16 protein-coding genes and 1 tRNA gene are annotated in these 16,382 nt (G+C 69.9%); 2 read left to right on the top strand and 15 right to left on the bottom strand.

Going from position 1 to position 16,382, the window contains the following annotated elements:
* Nucleotides 1-106: 106 nt before the first annotated feature.
* Nucleotides 107-775 carry a TetR/AcrR family transcriptional regulator C-terminal ligand-binding domain-containing protein gene (locus ACFWIA_RS24100; RefSeq protein ID WP_387008377.1) on the top strand — a complete coding sequence of 223 codons (669 nt, stop codon included), beginning with the start codon at nt 107-109 and terminating at the stop codon, nt 773-775.
* Here ACFWIA_RS24100 and ACFWIA_RS24095 read toward each other — a convergent pair.
* The 4 genes from ACFWIA_RS24095 to ACFWIA_RS24080 all read right to left on the bottom strand — a co-directional run bounded on the left by ACFWIA_RS24095 (nt 718) and on the right by ACFWIA_RS24080 (nt 4,284).
* Nucleotides 718-1,500: a fibronectin type III domain-containing protein gene (locus tag ACFWIA_RS24095; protein WP_387008375.1), complete on the bottom strand. Its 783-nt coding sequence runs from the start codon at nt 1,498-1,500 to the stop codon at nt 718-720. The two genes, ACFWIA_RS24100 and ACFWIA_RS24095, sit on opposite strands and share 58 nt — an antisense overlap.
* 16 nt (nt 1,501-1,516) lie before the next feature.
* Nucleotides 1,517-2,131: a hypothetical protein gene (locus ACFWIA_RS24090; RefSeq protein ID WP_387008373.1), complete on the bottom strand. Its 615-nt coding sequence runs from the start codon at nt 2,129-2,131 to the stop codon at nt 1,517-1,519.
* A gap of 438 nt (nt 2,132-2,569) precedes the next feature.
* On the bottom strand, nt 2,570-3,505 hold the full coding sequence (locus ACFWIA_RS24085; protein ID WP_387008371.1) for a transketolase family protein: 936 nt from the start codon (nt 3,503-3,505) through the stop codon (nt 2,570-2,572).
* A 17-nt stretch (nt 3,506-3,522) separates the two neighbouring features.
* On the bottom strand, nt 3,523-4,284 hold the full coding sequence (locus ACFWIA_RS24080) for a transketolase (protein WP_387008369.1): 762 nt from the start codon (nt 4,282-4,284) through the stop codon (nt 3,523-3,525).
* A 125-nt stretch (nt 4,285-4,409) separates the two neighbouring features.
* Here ACFWIA_RS24080 and ACFWIA_RS24075 point away from each other — a divergent pair.
* A tRNA-Pro gene (locus tag ACFWIA_RS24075) sits at nt 4,410-4,483 on the top strand.
* A 77-nt stretch (nt 4,484-4,560) separates the two neighbouring features.
* Here ACFWIA_RS24075 and ACFWIA_RS24070 read toward each other — a convergent pair.
* The 11 genes from ACFWIA_RS24070 to ACFWIA_RS24020 all read right to left on the bottom strand — a co-directional run bounded on the left by ACFWIA_RS24070 (nt 4,561) and on the right by ACFWIA_RS24020 (nt 16,376).
* A complete protein-coding gene (locus ACFWIA_RS24070; protein ID WP_387008420.1) occupies nt 4,561-4,821 on the bottom strand; it encodes a helix-turn-helix domain-containing protein in 261 nt (86 codons plus the stop codon).
* A 335-nt stretch (nt 4,822-5,156) separates the two neighbouring features.
* The gene (locus tag ACFWIA_RS24065) at nt 5,157-5,924 is read right to left on the bottom strand and encodes an SDR family NAD(P)-dependent oxidoreductase (protein WP_387008418.1); all 768 of its coding nucleotides are present in this window, start codon (nt 5,922-5,924) and stop codon (nt 5,157-5,159) included.
* The gene (locus ACFWIA_RS24060; protein ID WP_387008367.1) at nt 5,924-7,498 is read right to left on the bottom strand and encodes a GMC family oxidoreductase; all 1,575 of its coding nucleotides are present in this window, start codon (nt 7,496-7,498) and stop codon (nt 5,924-5,926) included. The genes ACFWIA_RS24065 and ACFWIA_RS24060 overlap by 1 nt, the downstream gene beginning before the upstream one ends.
* Entirely contained in the window at nt 7,485-8,114 is a 630-nt protein-coding gene (locus ACFWIA_RS24055; protein WP_387008365.1) for a D-glycero-alpha-D-manno-heptose-1,7-bisphosphate 7-phosphatase, read from the bottom strand. The genes ACFWIA_RS24060 and ACFWIA_RS24055 overlap by 14 nt, the downstream gene beginning before the upstream one ends.
* Nucleotides 8,111-9,355, bottom strand: coding sequence for an MFS transporter (locus ACFWIA_RS24050; protein ID WP_387008363.1), 1,245 nt, complete (start codon nt 9,353-9,355; stop codon nt 8,111-8,113). Before ACFWIA_RS24050 ends, ACFWIA_RS24055 begins: the two co-directional genes overlap by 4 nt.
* Before the next feature lie 113 nt (nt 9,356-9,468).
* Nucleotides 9,469-10,344 (bottom strand): sugar phosphate isomerase/epimerase family protein, encoded by an 876-nt coding sequence (locus ACFWIA_RS24045; protein ID WP_387008361.1) that lies wholly within the window; start codon nt 10,342-10,344, stop codon nt 9,469-9,471.
* A 38-nt stretch (nt 10,345-10,382) separates the two neighbouring features.
* Nucleotides 10,383-11,810 carry an FAD-dependent oxidoreductase gene (locus tag ACFWIA_RS24040; RefSeq protein WP_387008359.1) on the bottom strand — a complete coding sequence of 476 codons (1,428 nt, stop codon included), beginning with the start codon at nt 11,808-11,810 and terminating at the stop codon, nt 10,383-10,385.
* A gap of 104 nt (nt 11,811-11,914) precedes the next feature.
* Nucleotides 11,915-12,910, bottom strand: coding sequence for a GNAT family N-acetyltransferase (locus tag ACFWIA_RS24035; protein WP_387008357.1), 996 nt, complete (start codon nt 12,908-12,910; stop codon nt 11,915-11,917).
* A gap of 97 nt (nt 12,911-13,007) precedes the next feature.
* A complete protein-coding gene (locus ACFWIA_RS24030; RefSeq protein ID WP_387008355.1) occupies nt 13,008-14,204 on the bottom strand; it encodes a DegT/DnrJ/EryC1/StrS family aminotransferase in 1,197 nt (398 codons plus the stop codon).
* 118 nt (nt 14,205-14,322) lie between these two features.
* The gene (locus tag ACFWIA_RS24025; RefSeq protein ID WP_387008353.1) at nt 14,323-15,369 is read right to left on the bottom strand and encodes a GNAT family N-acetyltransferase; all 1,047 of its coding nucleotides are present in this window, start codon (nt 15,367-15,369) and stop codon (nt 14,323-14,325) included.
* Nucleotides 15,366-16,376 (bottom strand): glycosyltransferase family 9 protein, encoded by a 1,011-nt coding sequence (locus ACFWIA_RS24020; RefSeq protein ID WP_387008351.1) that lies wholly within the window; start codon nt 16,374-16,376, stop codon nt 15,366-15,368. The genes ACFWIA_RS24025 and ACFWIA_RS24020 overlap by 4 nt, the downstream gene beginning before the upstream one ends.
* Nucleotides 16,377-16,382: the final 6 nt, after the last annotated feature.

Here is a 16,382-nt window from a genome sequence, read left to right as displayed (position 1 = left end):
GGTGGGTCCTCTCCCGGGAGTCCAAGATGATTAACGGTACTGTCGTTCCGTTAATGTGGGACCCAACGTAACAGCCGAAGCCAGTTAATGGAACAGGAGTCCCGTTATGGGTTCTGAGGATGCCGACCCGGGAACCGTCCGCCCCGGCGGACGCACCGCACGGGTGCGCGCCGCGGTGTTGCAGGCGGCCGGAGACGCCCTGGCCGAACGGGGGTTCGCCCACCTCGACCTCGCTGACGTCGCCCGCCGCGCAGAGGTGGGCAGGACGACCGTCTACCGCCGCTGGGGAACGGCCACCGCCCTGGTGGCCGACCTGCTGGCGGACATGGCCGAACAATCCCTGCCGCGCACCGAGACCGGCTCGCTGCTCGGCGACCTCCGGGCCAACGCACGGCTCGTGCAGCGCACCCTGGCCGACCCGCGACAGGGGGCCCTCTTCAAAGCGGTGATCGCCGCTGCCGTCTGCGAGGCCAGGACGGCCGAGGCCCTGCACCGCTTCTACGAGGTCCGGGTCGACGAGTGGGCGCCCTGCGTGCAGCAGGCCGTCGACCGGGGCGAGGCCCCGGAGGGCACCGACGCCCACGAGGTGATCCGGGCCGTCTCCGCCCCGCTCTACTACCGTTTGCTGACCAGCGACCGGAGTCTCGACGAGGCCGCCGCCGACCGGGCAGCGGAGGCCGCCGCGACCGCGGCGCGCGCGGGAGCGTACGTACGCGCTCAGCGGGCGGCGGACTTCCCCGTGGTGCGGAGGACCACGTTCGACCGCTCGCCGTAGAAGAACGCCCGGACCCGGACGGTCGCCCGCTTCTCCTGGGGCAGGGTGATCAGCCCCGTGGACTCGATGTCCGGGTCGAGCACCGCGGCGACATGGAAGTCCGTGGCACCCGCCGGCCGGACCTCGACCAGGTACCCGGCTTCGTCGCGGGCCCGATCGCGCCAGGTGAGCAGCACCCCGTTGGCGTGCTTGACGGTCGCCGTGAAGTCATCCGGTGTCGCCCGCACGGCTCCTGCTCCCCGAACGGGATGACGTTCCGCCGCCGACCCCGGCTTCGACAGCTTCCGGGGCGCGGCCCACTCATGCGAACCGCGCTGGTCCTTCTTGCTGAACGCCCCCTTCGGCAGGTCCAGTTCCACCGCCGCCGACACCGGCCCGCCGTAGGCACGCAGTCGGTAGTAGAAAGGGGTCTCGGGCATCAGATCGGGATGCTCGTGGACGCGCTGCCCCTCGGGGGCGAACCGCAAGGTCGTGTACGCCCCCTCGGGCTCGGTGGCGAACTCGACGACCTGTCCCGCGGCGTCACGGGCGTCGCCGCTCCACCGCAGGGTGACGTCGGTCGGCGTGTCGAGCTTCGCCGACAGCGTCACCCCCGCGCCCCGCGGCGCGGCGGACCTTCCGTCCGAGGGCGAGGCCCCGTCGGAGCAGCCGGAGAGCAGAGCGGTGACCAGGGCTGTTCCCAGGAGGGCCCGGCCCGGTCGGCGCAGGGGAGACACAGTCGTCATTCCTTCCTACGCGTCCCTACTTCTGCCACATCTTGACGCCGCCCCAGGTGACCTTCACCGGGCCGTTCCCGCTGTTCGTGCGATAGGCCCCGAGCTTGTCGTAGTACTTTCCGAGAGTGCTGGGGACGTCGGGGCCCGGCGCCTTTGAGCCGTTGATGTACGTCCGGTGCGAGACACCCACTTCGTGCACGGTGTTGACCCGGACCGTAGCGCCCACGGTGGCTTGGTGGCCGAGGGTGGTCCCTCCGTGCACCGAGTAGAGCCGGCCGCCGTTCTCGACGGCGAGCATGTAGTACGCGCCGGCATCCGTGCCGTCCCGGAACGTCTGCTTGAGGCTGATCCGGGTGCCTCCCATGGACTCCACGCGGAAGCGCCCCTCGAACTGGTGCGTTCCGTTTTCGTAGGTCGGGTACCGGTACTCGGCGCGCTGGTCGCCGCTGGCCGTGGAACAGGTCAGTTCGAACACGTTGCCGGTGATCACGCCACAGCCGCGCTCCTGGAGGCTCGGGGTGGGCACGGGGACGATCGGGTTCCAGCCCCCCGGCTCGACCTCGGCGGCGGCGGGCGGCGCCAACAGCACCAGCCCGCAGAGCGCTGCGGACACGGTCATCAAGGGTCGGGCAAGCCTCATGGCCAACTCCTTCCCGGGATTCCCGCATACGCGGAGCCCCGGGCTAGTTCATGGATGACTCCTGCGCCGAGAAGTTATGTGAGGCTTCGAGATCTCGTCAACCATGCATGGTGAAACCTCTTTTTCATGGCCGATTACCAAGCTGTACATCCTTTGGTTAGGTGGGGCTCCCGAAAGGGGGTATGGAAGCGCTATTAGCGATGTCAGCGGGCTGCCAACGGTTCCAAATGCCTTCCTTTCACTCAATGTTTGGCGAGATCCACCACCTTCCCCGTACTCGCACTGGCGCCCCCCCCGAGCGACCTTTCGTAGCCCGATTAATGCGTGGTGTCCGATTTCTCGGGTGGGGATTTAATCCATACTTCCCGGAACCGTTTTCGCGGCGGAGAACCGGGCCCACCCCGCGGGGCGGGCCCGTCCCGGCTGCCGGCCCGGACCTCAGGCGGTGGCCACCGGCTCGCCGCCACCGAGGAACCCGGCGATGCGCTCCCGCAGTGAGCGCGGGTCCAACCCGTGCGCGGCCACGTGTTCCTCCACCGTCCCGTACCGGCGCAACTCGCGGCGGCCGACGCCCAGTCCGAGCACCCGGTGCGGGACCTCGACCAGCGCGTCGTTCGCCACGGCGGTCGACGTCCCGGCGAGATAGGGCTCGACCAGCACGACGTCCGGCGCCCCGCCCGGACCGGCGACGGCCCGCGCCGCCCGGCGCAGTCCGTCCGCGTCGAAGGGGCGCACCGTCGTGGCGTAGAGGACCGAGACGTCCAGGCCCTCGGTGGCGGTCAGCACGTTGCCGAGCGTCGGGCCCACGGCCACCACCACGCCCCGGCCACCCTCCCGCACGGTACGGAACCCCTCCCCGTCGACGGGGAACGCCGCCGGGTTGGACTGGTCCGACAAGCGCACGTACACCTTGTCGTCCCCCGCTGCGACGGCGCGCCGCAGGAGCGTCTCGGCCTCGTCGGGGTGCCCCGGCACGTGCACGGTCCAGCCGTCGAGGGTGTCGAGCAGGGCCACGTCGCCCGGTGACATGTGGGTGAACCCGCCGGACGGCCAGTCGAACGACGCCGCCGCGCTCACCAGCACCCCGCCCACCCCTTGGTGGCCGAAGTCCAACTTGATCTGCTCGAACGGGCGCTCCACCAGGAAGCTCGCGAAGGTGTGCACCACCGGCCTGAGGCCGGTGAGCGCCAGCCCGGCGCCGGTCCCCACGAGGAGCTGCTCGCGGATGCCCACGTCGATCACCCGGTCCGGGTGCCGACGAGCGGCCTCCGCGAAGCCGGCGGAGCCGATCACGGCGAGCACCACGGCGACCCGGGGGTCCTCGTCCAGCAGCTCGGACAGGACGGGGGCGAAACGGTCACGCATCGTGTCCATCGGTCATCTCTCCGGTCTCAGGCGGTGGGGTTCCGGGCGTCTACCCGGGCGACGACGGCGTGCGGGCGCCCTGGATGCGGGGCGGTGAAGGCGTCGTACAGGGCCGCGTGGTCGCGTCCGTCGACGGTCACCGTGGACCAGCCGCCCGCTGCGAAGCGGGCGGCGATCCCGCCGGGCCGTGACTGGCTCGCGGAGGCGTTGTCGATCACCACGGTGTGCAGCCGGTCCAACCCTGCCGGGCCGGCGAAGGCGATCGCCTCGTGGTTGCTGCCCTCGTCCAGTTCCCCGTCGCCGATCAGTACCCACACGGCGGGCCCGGTCAGCCCCTGGGCCCGCAGCCCGAGCGCCGTTCCCACGGCGAGCGGCATACCGTGCCCCAGGGAACCGCTGCCGATCTCCACTCCCGGCACGAGCAGCCGGTCCGGATGGTGCCCGAGCGGCGAGTCGTAGGCCCCGAAGCGGCTCAGCCACTCCACCGGTACGAAGCCCTCGGCCGCGAGCACCGCGTAGTAGGCCATCGGTCCGTGCCCCTTGGAGAGCAGGAACCGATCCCGGTCGGGAGCCTCGGCGGTGGCCGGGGTGACCCGCAGCACCCGGTCGTAGAGCACCCACAGCGCGTCGAGGGTCGACGTCGCCGCCGGCCCGTGCTTCTCGTCCCCGGTGAGCAGCCCCATCAGCCGCTCCAGGTCCCCGTACCCGTACTCTTCCCCGTTCCGGGGGGCCCGCCCGGCCTGCTCCCCGGGCGTCTCACGCCGTGCGGCGTCGGTCACCTTGGTCATGGATCAACTGTGCAACCTCAAGCGCCCTTGAGGTCAACCCACAAAGGGTGCGCGACCACGGCTTCCGGTGCGGTATTGTTTCGGTGCGCGTTCAGCCAGGGTAAAGCCCAGGTCACAGCGGGCAACGGGACGTGGCGCAGCTTGGTAGCGCACTTGACTGGGGGTCAAGGGGTCGCAGGTTCAAATCCTGTCGTCCCGACTTGCATCTGTGCAGGTCGTAGGCGGTATCGGAGGAATCCGGTACCGCCTTTCCGTATGTCTTGGGGACCACGCGGTCTAGCGGCGCTTCCGGGGACGGGCTGGACGGCGAGGCTGAGGGGTGCGCGGACGGGGTTGAGGTGGGCGGTGAGGGCAGCGCCGGCGCCGGTGATCTGGGACATGTCGGGGTGGAGGTAGCGCGGGCACAGACTGCGCCCGTCGGTCCAGCAGATCGCGCTTGGTGTGCTGGAACGCCGCGTTTGCGAGCGCCTCTTTGCTCGGGAAGTACCGGTAGATGCTGCCCACGCCGACCCCCGTGCGCCGAGCCACGGCGGGCATCTGGGTGCCTTCGTAGGTGCGCTCGGCGAACAGGGCGACGGCAGCGTCGATGAGGGACCCGGCGAGGTCCGGCTTTCGGGGAGTAGCAGAATGAATATTCATTCCGGTTGGGGTGGGGTGTCAAGTCCCGCTCTTGCCCTGCTGGTTGAGTGGACGCGACGACCGGGGGCAATGGCTGGGCTCGGCGGTCCGGAGCGGGCCGTGCGGCATCGCTGAGCGGTGTCCGCATCGCGTACAGCCGCGATCCCGTTCCGTGGGCCGTGATTGTGTCGGCCCTTCCGCGCCGACCGAACCGCGCTCCGATTCCAGCGGACCGAATGGACCAGCCCCTGGTCTCACATGGCGAACCCGGACGGATCTCGATCACGCAATGACCCTGGCCCCGCTTCGTACGCGCGTTTTGCGAGGGCGTCCGCGGCGGTGTACCCACCGTCCACGGTGATTTCCGTACCGGTGACAAAGCGAGCGCCATCGGTGAGCAGAAACGCCACGACCGAGGCGATGTCATCCGGAAACCCATTGCGCCCCAGCGGAGTCAATCCGGCTGATTCCGCGGGTGCGTCGCCGTCGATATGGCAGGGTGATACGGCGTTGACCCGGATTCCGGACGGCCCGAGCACATTGGCGAGGCTCTTCGTGAGGTTGGTGAGCGCGGCCTTGCTCGCCGCGTAGGCGAGTGAATCGAATGAGCCCACGCTCCCCGCCGTGCTGGAGATGTTGATGATCGAACTGCCGGGCGGCATGGTCGGGGACAGCGCGATCGCGGTGGCCAGGGGGCCCCGCAGGTTGACGTCCAGCACGCTGTCCCACGAGTCCAGACTGGATGCCCACGGCGTGAACTCGATGACGCCGGCGTTGTTCACGAGCCCGTGGAAGGGACCGGTGGCGGCCAGCCGGCCGAGCGTGGCCGCTGATTCCTCCCGGTCGAGGTGGTTGAGGTGGACCATCTCCCCGACGCCGAGGGCGCGGAGTTCTTCCGCGTCGTCCGCGCCGGTGTGGTACGTGCCGACGACGCTTGCTCCGCGCCTGGCCAGATCGAGCGCGATGCCCCGGCCGATGTCCTTCGACGCTCCGGTGACCAGGATGCGCTTGTCCGCGAACATCACGCGTCCGCCTCCGCTGCCACCCGGTGCGGCTGCGGGCCGTGATCGGCGGCCAGGACGTGGGCCAGCCGCCGCGCCAGAGCCAGGGTGGTGAGCGAGGGGTTGGCGGCACCCATGCGGGGAAAGGTCGCCGGGCCGCAGGCGTAGAGGCTGGGGACGGCGGCGAACATATGGCGGTCGTCGAGTACGTCGCCCAGCGGCAACGTGCAACCCTCGTGGTCCTCGGTGCCCAACAGGCTTGACCAGGTGAAAGGCCCTTCGGACGCCTCCGTGCCGATCGACTCCGGCAGCACGAACGCGTTGGTGCGCAGCGGGCGGTCGAAGTCGTCGAAGGCCAGGGGCGCGGGGGTGAGGCCGAACTCGGCGGCCAGCTGGAGCCACACCTCGTCCAGCACCCGTCGCTGGCGGGCGACCACGTCCCGGTCGACCGGGGCCAGCTCGGCTGTCACAGCGGTGCGCCACGGGAACCCGGGGGTCGGCTCGCACGTCACATGGCTACCGCTCCCGGGCACCTGCTCCCCGGTGAGGCGCACGTCGAATTGAAGGATGCCGGGTTCGGGCCGTACGACCGTGATGAATAGGTTCGACCGGTGGCCGTCCTCGCACGCGGTCACGTACGAGCCGGAGGCGATGTCCGGCAGTCCGCGGGATGCCCGGTCATCGCGCACGCGCAGGAAGAAGCCCTGGACGATGTGGTCGGTCAGCCCGTCCAGCCGGGGCGGGCGGCCGGGGTCGACCGCGCACAGCGCCTGGATGGCTAGCCTGCTGCTCTCGATGGTCCCGGCGGCAAGGATCACCGAGTCCGCGGAAATCCGGCGGGTCTCGGCGTTCGGGCCGGCTTCCCGGACGAGGACGCCGCAGGCTCGACCGTCTTTGACGTCGACCGCGAGGACGTCCGTGTCGCACAGGAACCGGATGCCGCGCGGGGCCTCCAGCGCGGCGCCCGTCACCGGGTCCCGCCAATGGTCCAGCGGGGAGTAGGCGTACCAGCGGCCGTCGTCGCCGAACCGGGTTTCGGCCTGCGGGGTGCGGACGAGACGGAATCCTCCGAGTTTCAGAGCCGGTTGCTGCGAGTTGAGCGGGGCCGGATCTACGCCGAGTTCCGCGGCGACCCGCTCGTAGAGCGGTACGCCGCCCAGCCACGAGCCGCGCAGGTCCGCCACGACCTGCTCCGGCCAGTCGGCCAGCGCCCAGTTCTCCACCGGCAGCGACGCGCCGTACCAGTACAGCGAACGTCCACCGAGGCGCTTGCGCAGGCCGGTGGTACCGGCGTAGTGCGGGGCGGATTCCGATGTCCAGCAACGCTGGAAGTGCGGGTCGACGACGGGGTCGAGGAAGGTACGCAGCGCTTGATCGGGCCGGTGCGCGGAGTTGATGTGCAGCAGATCCCGCGCGGGTCCGCCTTCGATGACCAGGACGTCGTCGATACCGAGAGCGGCCAGTCGCCAGGCTACTTCGAGCCCCGCGAGCCCGCCTCCGACGATCACTATCCGGAAGTGCGGGTCTTCGGCGTCCGGAGCCGCAGCAGGCCATTGCCATGCGGCGGGGCGGGGCGAGAGGTCAGTTGTCGGCACGGTGGTTCCCCATGGAGTTCGTCGGGTCAGGTATGCGGTCTGCGGAGCTTGCCCAGGCCGCGATGGCGGTGAGCGCCTCGGCGGTCGTGGGTCGGTGCAGGGTCGGTGCGATACCGGTGAGGGGCTTCGGACCGACGAGAGCAGTGCGGGTTCCGGCGCGGCGGCCGGCCTCGATGTCACACGCGGAGTCGCCGACCATCCACGAGGAGGACAGGTCGCGGTCGAGGTCGCGGGCGGCCTGGTGGAGCATTCCCGGGGCGGGCTTGCGACACGGGCAGGCGAGGGAGAACCGCGACACGGTACCGCTTCGGTGGTGCGGGCAGAGGTAGATCCCGTCCAGCCGAACCTGGTGGTGCGCCAGGAGTTCCCGCAGCCGGTGGTGCATCGGTGCGATGGCGGCCTCGTCGACCAGGCCGCGGGCCAGTCCGCTCTGGTTGGTGACCACGATCAAGGCGAAACCGGCCTGCTGGAGGACGCGTAGCGGTGGCCCGATGCCCGTCTGGAGTATCAGGTCCTCGGGGCGGGACGGGTAGTGGCGGGGTTCGGTGAGAGTGCCGTCGCGGTCGAGGAACACCGCCGGCCTCCGAAGGGCACGGGTGCGCGCGGGGGCGGTCATTTTGCCACCTGCCCCTTGTGCGGGGTCAGTGGCGGGGCGCTGCGGACGGACGGGCTGATGGTCGCGCAGACCGCTGTGACGAGCATGACGGCGGTGAGGGCGAGGACGGCACCGGTGGGGCCCGCCGTGGTCAGCAGCAGCCCGGCGCCGAGGGAGCCGATGGGCATGGCACCCCAAGCGAGGGTCATTGCCGCGCTGGTGACCCGGCCCAGGATCTCGTTGGGGACCAGGAGCGCGCTGTAGCTGATGATCACGACATTCCACAAGGGGCCGATGAAGGCGGTGGCCGCGCCTATCACCCCGACGAGCAGGGGGTCGGTGGTGAGCAGGAAGAGCGGTAAGAGGGCGGCCCAGATCCAGTTGACCCCGATGATGACCATTCTGGGCGTGAAGGAGCGATGAGCCCGGCCAGCGACCAGTGCGCCGACGAGTCCGCCGCCGGCGTAGATGCCGAGCATGGTTCCGATGGTGCCGGAGGTGGCACCGTGGCGTTGGGCGAGGACGACGATGGTCAGGACGAGTGCCTGGAAGACCAGGTTGGTGGCGGTGATCAGCAGGGTCGCGGTGCGGATGAGCGGGTGGCGCCAGATCCAGCGCAGTCCTGCCATGGTCGCCTGCCGCAGCGGCTCGGTCGGCGCGGTCGTCTTGTTCTGTAGATCCCTGCGGAGGAACAGCAGCGCGATGGAGGCGGCGGCGTAGGAGATCGCATCGGCCAGGAAGGGCAGGGCGCGGTCGATTCCGAAGAGCAGGCCGTCGATCGGTCCGCCGGCCAGGGCGGCACCGCGGTTGCGGGCCTCGTTCTGGGCCACGGCCGCGGGCAGTTGGACGGCCGGGACGATTCTGGGAAGAGCGGCCGTCTCCGCCAGGCTGAAGAACACGAAGCACAGCCCCTGGACGAACGCGACCACAATGAGCTGGGTGATCGTCAGCAGTCCCAGCCAGAGGGTGACCGAAACAGTGGCCAGGGCGAGGCCGGCCAGGATCTCGCTCGTCAGCAGAATCCGATGACGGCTGTACCGGTCCACCAGCGGTCCGGCCGGGAGGTAGGCGATGAGGAAGGGCAGGGTCCCAGCGGCTCCGACCAAGCCCGCGTCGGCGGGCTCTCCTGTCGTGGCCAGGACGAGCAGCGGCATCGCTGTTGAGCTGATCCGGGCGCCGAGGGTGGAAACGACCTGGCCGCTCCAGAGCGTGACGAAGTCGCGGTTGCGCCACAGCGACGGCTCGGCAGCCGTAGAGGTCATGGTTCCTCCGTCGGGTCGGGGGTGGGCAGGGCATGGCACCGCACAGAGATGTACTCCTCGTCGACCCGGGCTCTTCCTGTTCCTGCGGGACGGCCTGCGAAGACGCCTGCGGATCACTGGTGGGACGGGGTGTGAACCCTGATCAGGTCGCGCAGGTGGTCGGCGGCCCTGGCCGTCTCGGCCAGGAGGATCGACCGCGCGCAGTGCGGTTCGAGCGCGAGGTACCCGTCGTAGCCCGCGGTCGCCAGGCTGTCGACGATCGTCGGCCAGTCCACCTCCCCGGCGCCCAGAGGCGCCGTGTCGTAGGCCCTGCCGTGGTCGGTGTACCGGGTCCAGCCATCGGGCGGGTTTTCCGCCGCCGCCGGGCGTGCGTCCTTCACGTGGGCGTAGCGCACCCATGGCAGCAGCGCGGACAGTGCGTCGCGGGCCGGGGAGACCCCCGCGCAGAGGAAATTCGCGGCATCGAAGTTCAAGCCGAAACATGGCGAGTCGACCCGGGCGAACAGCGCCGCCAACGTGGCCGGCCGTCTGCTGATGTCGGAGGCGGCCGGGTCCCATCCGAACGCGTCGAACTCGTTCTCCAGCACGACGACCACTTCTTCGGCCGCGGCATGGTCGAGGACCGGTGCCAGCGCGTCGGCGTACGCCGCGATCGCCCTCTCGTCATCGACCACCGGCGCGTGACCGAAGTAGGTGTTCACCCGGTTGCTTCCGGTCCGTGCTGCCAACGTGATCGCCTCGTGGAGAAGCGGGACGGAGTCCGCCTCGCCGGCACCGTAGAGCTGGCTGGGGGTCGATATGCAGGCTATCCGCAGCCCGGCACGATCCAGCTTGCGGAACGCGGCGTCGACACCGTCCCGCAGGGCGTTCTTCGGATACCAGAACTCCACCGCGTCGCACTGAGCGGACCCGGCCATTCCTATCAGGCCGTCCACGCCGTCGGCTTCCGTGAATTCGGTGCCGGACACCGCGATCGACATTCGTTGCATCGGGGACTCCCTGCCTCCTTGGTGCCTACTGCTGCCCGTCACCGGGCGAGGACCGCTCCCAACCGCTTGCTCAGCGCGAGCGTCGTCATCGACGGGTTCGCCGCTCCGGTGCGCGGCATCACCGACGGACCGCACGCGTACAGACCCGGTACGGCGGTGAACTGCTGTTCGTCGTCGAGGACCTCGCCGAGGGCCAAGGTGCCGGCCTCGTGTTGCTCGGAACCGATCGGGAAGCTGTAGGTACGTGGCGTCGCGGTACGGATCGCTGTCAGCCGGTCGGCGAGGTCCGGCGAACCGTGCCGCGGAGAGAACACAAGGGGGTCGGCCGGAACTCCGAGCGGGCTCGCCACTTCCGCCCACACTTCGTCGAGCAGGCGCTGCTGGCTGGCGCGCACCTCCTCGTCGGCCGCGTCGAGTCCCGCGTGCACCGTCGTCGACCAGGGCCATGCGCCGCTGCCGCCGCACCGCACCCGGCCGTGCGGGCCGCGGCGCTGCTCGCCCATGGTCCAGCTGTCCAAGGTGACCGTGCCGTCCGCGCTCTCGCTGAATCGCACGAACTGGTTGGCCCGGGTACTGGCGGTACCGATGCGATGGTGGATGCGGCCCTCACGAGCAGCCGCCCGGACGGTATCGGGAAGCCGTTCGGCATCGGTGAAGGCGACCGTGAACCCCTGTGAGATCTTGTCCACGAGTCCCGGCAGTTCACGCGGTGCGCCGGTCCCCGAGTCCGCCAGGGCCTGGATCGCCAGCCGGCTGTTCACCACCGTGCCAGCCGCCAGGACCACCCGCTTCGCGCGCAGGTCGCGCAGCTCGCCATCCTCGGTGCGTACCTGCACGCCGATCGCCCTGCCGTGTTCGACACGGACCCCCAGAACCTCATGGCCGGCGAGGATCGGCACCCGGCGCACCCTCGGGTCGCCGTCGTCGCCCTCCCCCCACCATGCCAGCGGGCTGAACGCGCTCCACCCGCCGGCGGGTTCCTCACGGGTGGCGTGCGGCGTGCGGTCGAACTCCAGTTCACCAAGGGTCAGCCTGAGTCCTCCGGGAGGCTTGGCACCCCAATCGACCACGTCGTCGATAACCCGCTGGTACAGCGACGGCCCGCCGTCCCAGGTCTGCGTCAGTTCGGTGGCGATCGCCTCCGGCCACTTCTCGGAGAGGGCCCAGCCCTCGATGGGCAGCAGTACGCCACCCCAGTAGAGCGAGCGGCCACCGACCCGGCGACGCAGGCCGGCCAAGTCCCGGAAAGCCCCGCCGACGGTCTCATACGGACGGCTGAAGTCGGGGTCGGTGTCCGGGCGCAACCAGAGTCGGAGGGCTTCTGCCGAGGAATACTCGGTCTGGATATGGGTGCGGCCTCGTTCAGGGCCGGCCTCCAGCACGGCCACCGAATCCCGGCCTCGGCGGCCGAGCTCTGCCGCCGTCGCGAGGCCGGCCATTCCCGCCCCGACCACGAGTGTCTCCACGTCGACCAACGGTCCCACTGGCACCCCACGGTTGTGTGTCGTCTGATGTGTTTTCGTCATGGGCGGAGAGGCTGTTCCCTGATGCCCGGGGCGACCGCAACGGGTCACACCCTGCATGGCCGCTCCAGGCTCGCCGACATGGTGAGCGCGCGGCTGCTGGGCAGTTCGCGCTTGTACGCGTAGTCGCCGCGCGTCAGGTCGAAGGTGTCCGCCCCTTGGGCCGCGAGCGCGGAGACCATCGCGGCTGTCAGCAGGTGCCCGGGCGAGTCGCGAGCGTGGCCGGCGTCGTAGGCCGCGCGGTAGGTGTAGTACGTGCGGTCGCGCCAGAAGCCGAACCATCCGGCGAGCAGGGTCTCGTCCAGCCACAACTCGTGCAATCGCGCGGCGCTGGACGGCTCGGCGGCGACGGCTGCGTAGGTCCTGTCGACCACGTCGCCGTCGAACGGCGCCACCACGTCAGGCCGATCACGCCACTGCCGCGCATGCAGGTCGATGAAGGCCGGCAGGCGGGCGGCGACCCGCTCCGGGCTGTCCGCGCAGGTCAGCCGGAGCTTGCCGAGTCGCTCGATCCGGCGGCGCTTGCGCTGTATGCCGCGCCGCTCGCTGACGCGTCGGACGACGTCGGGATCGGTGAGGTCGAGTCGGAAGACCGTGTCCGACGGCTGGAGCACGGCGCCTAGTTCGGACACGGCGCGCAGCAGCGGTCCGTCAGCGATCAGGTTGCACAGTTCCAGCCGGGCGCCGAACTCCCGCTGGCACCGGTCGATGGCCTTGGCCACCCCCCCGATGTCGGGCTCGGCGCCGAGGTGCGACGTGTCACCCGCCTCCGCGACCTCGTGGTAGTCGGCCCACGGCCAGGACAAGGGGCGCAGGAGCGCGGTGCCCCCGTCCTGGTGCAACTGCAGTCCGACCACCAAGGTGGGCCGGTCGGGACGCATCGTGTGTACCAGCACCGGGGTCGCGCCTTCGCTCTCCGCCGCCTCACGTATCCACGCTCGCCACCAGCCGCACGTCTGGAACGGCGTACGCGCCGAGAGCCGGTGCGCGTCCAGGAACTCCGTTGCCGCCTGAGCACCGTATGCGAACCCAACCGTGCTCACCCGGTGCTTTCCTTCCAGGGTGACGCGTGCGGGGCTGAGGTCGGCGGCAAGGCCGTCGCGGCCGCTTCGCGTGCGGCGCCAGCATCCCGTTCCCCCCTCATGACACTGCCTTGGCCGCGTCCTCGACGGTGGACCTGAACAGCCGCGCCGCTGCCCCGATCGCCTCGTCGTCGGCGGTCGCGTCGATGCCCACTCCGCTACCGAGGTAGGAGTCGACCACCCCGACGCTCAACGCAATGGTGCGGTTGAGTAGGTCGTCCGTGCGCGGCAGGCTGCCCAGCGGATAGCAGCGCCGTGTGACGGCGCGGTCCGGTCGGCGGGTGCCGGGCGCCGTCGCGACCAGTGGGTCTGGCTGCAATTGGGACATGTTGGCGTAGTGGTGTTTGCCCGACCGGCTCAGGGTGATCGTGCCCAGGCGCGTTGCCACCTCCTCGGCCAGGGCCGCGGAGGTGAACGTGTACGCCTGCACCGTGGCGCAATCGCCCTCCCGGTCGTGCAGAGGGCGGGGCGTCACCCCGGGTAGGTCGCCGATCGCGTGCACGAACTTGTCCCGGTTGGCACGCAGCGTCCGCAGGATGTCCGGCACCTTGCGCACCTGAGCGAGCGCGAACGCGCCGGTCAGCTCGTGCATCCGGAGATTCAGACCGAACAGCGGCGGCCCGTCGGTGACGCCCAGCCGCAGCGGCGCGGCGCCGTGATCGTGCAGGGCGAACGCGGTCTCGTACAGCTCGTCGTCCTCGGTGAGCAGCACACCGCCGTCCCCCGCTGTGAAGGTCTTGAAGACATTGAGGCTGAACGCGCCGAATCGGCCGAACGTCCCGAGGTGCCGACCGCGGTAGGTGCCGCCACCGGCCTGTGCGCAGTCCTCCACGAGCAGCAGTCCGTGCTCACGTGTGAGGGCATCCAGGGCGTCGAGGTCGCACGGCGCTCCGAGCATGTGCACGGCGAGCACCGCCTTCGTGCGCGACGTGATTCTCGTGGCCACGTCCGCCGGATCGAGCAGCAGGGATTCGTCGATCTCGGCGAGTACCGGCTCGGCTCCCGTATGCACGACCGCGGCGATAGAGGCGATGAAGGTGTAGCCCGGCACGATCACCTCGTCACCCGGACCGACGCCCGCGGCGAGCAGCCCGGCGTACAGCGCGCTGGTGCAGCTGTTCATGCCCAGGCAGTGGCGCGCGCCGGTCAAGGCGCGGAACTCCTGCTCGAAACGCGAAACCTTCGATGGCAGCGCGGAGCCGTCGTGGTCGTCGAAGCGGTACCGGCTGAGCTCTCGCTCGCGTACGACGTCCAACAGCTCGGCCTCTTCTTCGGGGCCGATGCGGGAAAGTCCTGGTCCGGCCATGGTGTTCCTCAATCTCGTCTGGTGCTGTCCTGTGATGCGTGCCCGACTGCGGTCCCCGGGGCCTGGACTACCTGTCTGCCAGGTCGCTCGGGAGCAGATCCATCAGCAGCGCGTCCCGCCATGCACCGTGGTGGCGTTCGTAGGACCGCATCTGGCCGACCTGCTGGAAACCCGCCTTCTCCAGGCATCGCACAGCGGCCCCGTTGTCGGCGTTGGGCGCCGCGGTGACCCGGTGCCGACCGGCCGCGAAGACCGATCCGGCGAACAACTTGAGTGCCCGGGTCCCGATCGACCGGCCCCGGTCGGCCGGGTCGGACACCACCACCGCCTCGATTTCGATGCGTTCGAAGTCCGGATCGGTCGCCGTGCGGTACTCCAGGAAGCCGACGGGGCGATTCCGCTCCAGCACCACGAGGCAGCGCTCGTGCTGGAATCGGCTGAGCACCCCGTCGGTCGGTTCCAGCGCCCGCCACGCCAGGACGTCGGCGTCGCCGAAGGTACGGCGGAACAGTTCGAGGTCTCCCGGTATCGCGCGTCGCAACCCGATGCCGCTCTCGTCGAGCTGGTCGTCCTCGACGACGGCGGCACCGGGCCGCACGGATGCCTGCTCGCTTGCCTCGATCAGCTTTTCGAGCAGGTCGACCAGTTCGGCGGCGTCCTCCGGGCGCGGATTCGGCACGACGCGACAGGTGGGCGCCTCGAACGCCTCGGGGGTGAGGAACGGGTGGTCGCCCAGGACCAGCAGCGGGCGTCCCGTGTCCAGGGCGAGACCAATCTCGGTGAGCGTGCCGTAACGGCCCTCGAACGCGATCATGCCGTCGCCGCACCAGTTGAGGATGTTGCTCCGAGCCAGGTCCATGGACGTGGGCAGGGCCCAGGTGGTCCCCTCCTCGGCGTCGGACAGACGGTTCCACTTCAGCAACGCGAGTGTGTCGCCGCCGACCGCCTGACAGCCCTTGTTGGTCGCGGCCGCCACGCCGCCCTCTCCGCCGCTCACCACGCCGTAGCCGCGCTTGGCGAGCTCTTCGCCGATCATCTCCGCGAGCAGGAGGACATCGGCTCCCGCGTTGCCGGGCCGGCCACCGAGTACTGCGATAGCGCGTCGCCGGGTCATTCGACCACCTCCTGGCGGCTGAATTGCCGCCTGCTCCATTCCAATTGGTTCAGTTCGATCAGCACGTCAGCCGGGGTCACACCGGCCGCGCACGGGGCCGGGCACCCGGTGTAGTAGAGCCGGCAGGTGCCGTTCGGCTTCATGTGGGAACACGACAGCGCGAGGGCGCTCTGCACGACCCGCGAGACGTCAGGCGGTGCTGCCGGTGACCAGATGTCGCCGTCGGTCGCCAGGTACAGCGTGACCACCGGGCACCCCAGTGCGGCCGCCAGGTGTACGGCCAGCGTGTCGTTGCTGACCAGCACGTCCAGCCCGGCGATCCAGTCGCGGAGGGCTTCCAGCGAGTGCAGATGGACGGTCTTGGTGACACCCGGCTCCGACGACAGCCGATGTGCCAGCACCTGTTCGTCCGCTGCCAGGCCGACGGCGATCTCGACCTTGAGACCCTGGTCGCCCAGCTGCGCGATCAGAGTCGACCAGTCCTCCGTCGGCCAGCGCTTGACCGCGGCACTGGCACCGACATAGCAACCCGTCAGTCCTGGACGTGCCTGCCGCCGGTCGGCGAGCCAGGCCGAGCGGTTCAGGTCGACGGGGACATCGTGTGCGCGCAGAAGACGGGCGGCCTGTTCACCGAAGGGCAGCCGCTGAGGCCCGCCCAATTCATGCAGGTCCCAGCACTCGACCCCCCTTTTCATCGCCTCGGAACGGAAATCGAAGTAGTTTCCGTCCTCTTCGGCGAACTCCATCCTGAGATTGACGACTAGGTCTACGTCATTGCGGTCGATGAAATTCCACAGTTCCTCCCGATCAATCGGTGAGAACCGTCGCCACAGTGCCGGGAACGTCCCGGAAGGACCCTGCATACCGAACGCCGAGCGCACCCATTCCGCCTCAAGTGCGATATTCGGTGCCATAAAGTAGCGCTGCCCCGGGTGGCTTCGCTCCAGCGCCGCCAGGAGTGGCGCCGTGATGATCCCGTTGCCCACGCCTTCGTTGATGAAGACCATTGCAGT

The sequence above is a fragment of the Streptomyces sp. NPDC127068 genome (assembly GCF_042724695.1).
Taxonomy (GTDB): Bacteria; Actinomycetota; Actinomycetes; order Streptomycetales; family Streptomycetaceae; genus Streptomyces.
The sequence above is the reverse complement of the archived record's forward strand: the minus strand, read 5'-3'. Positions and strand labels throughout refer to the sequence as shown.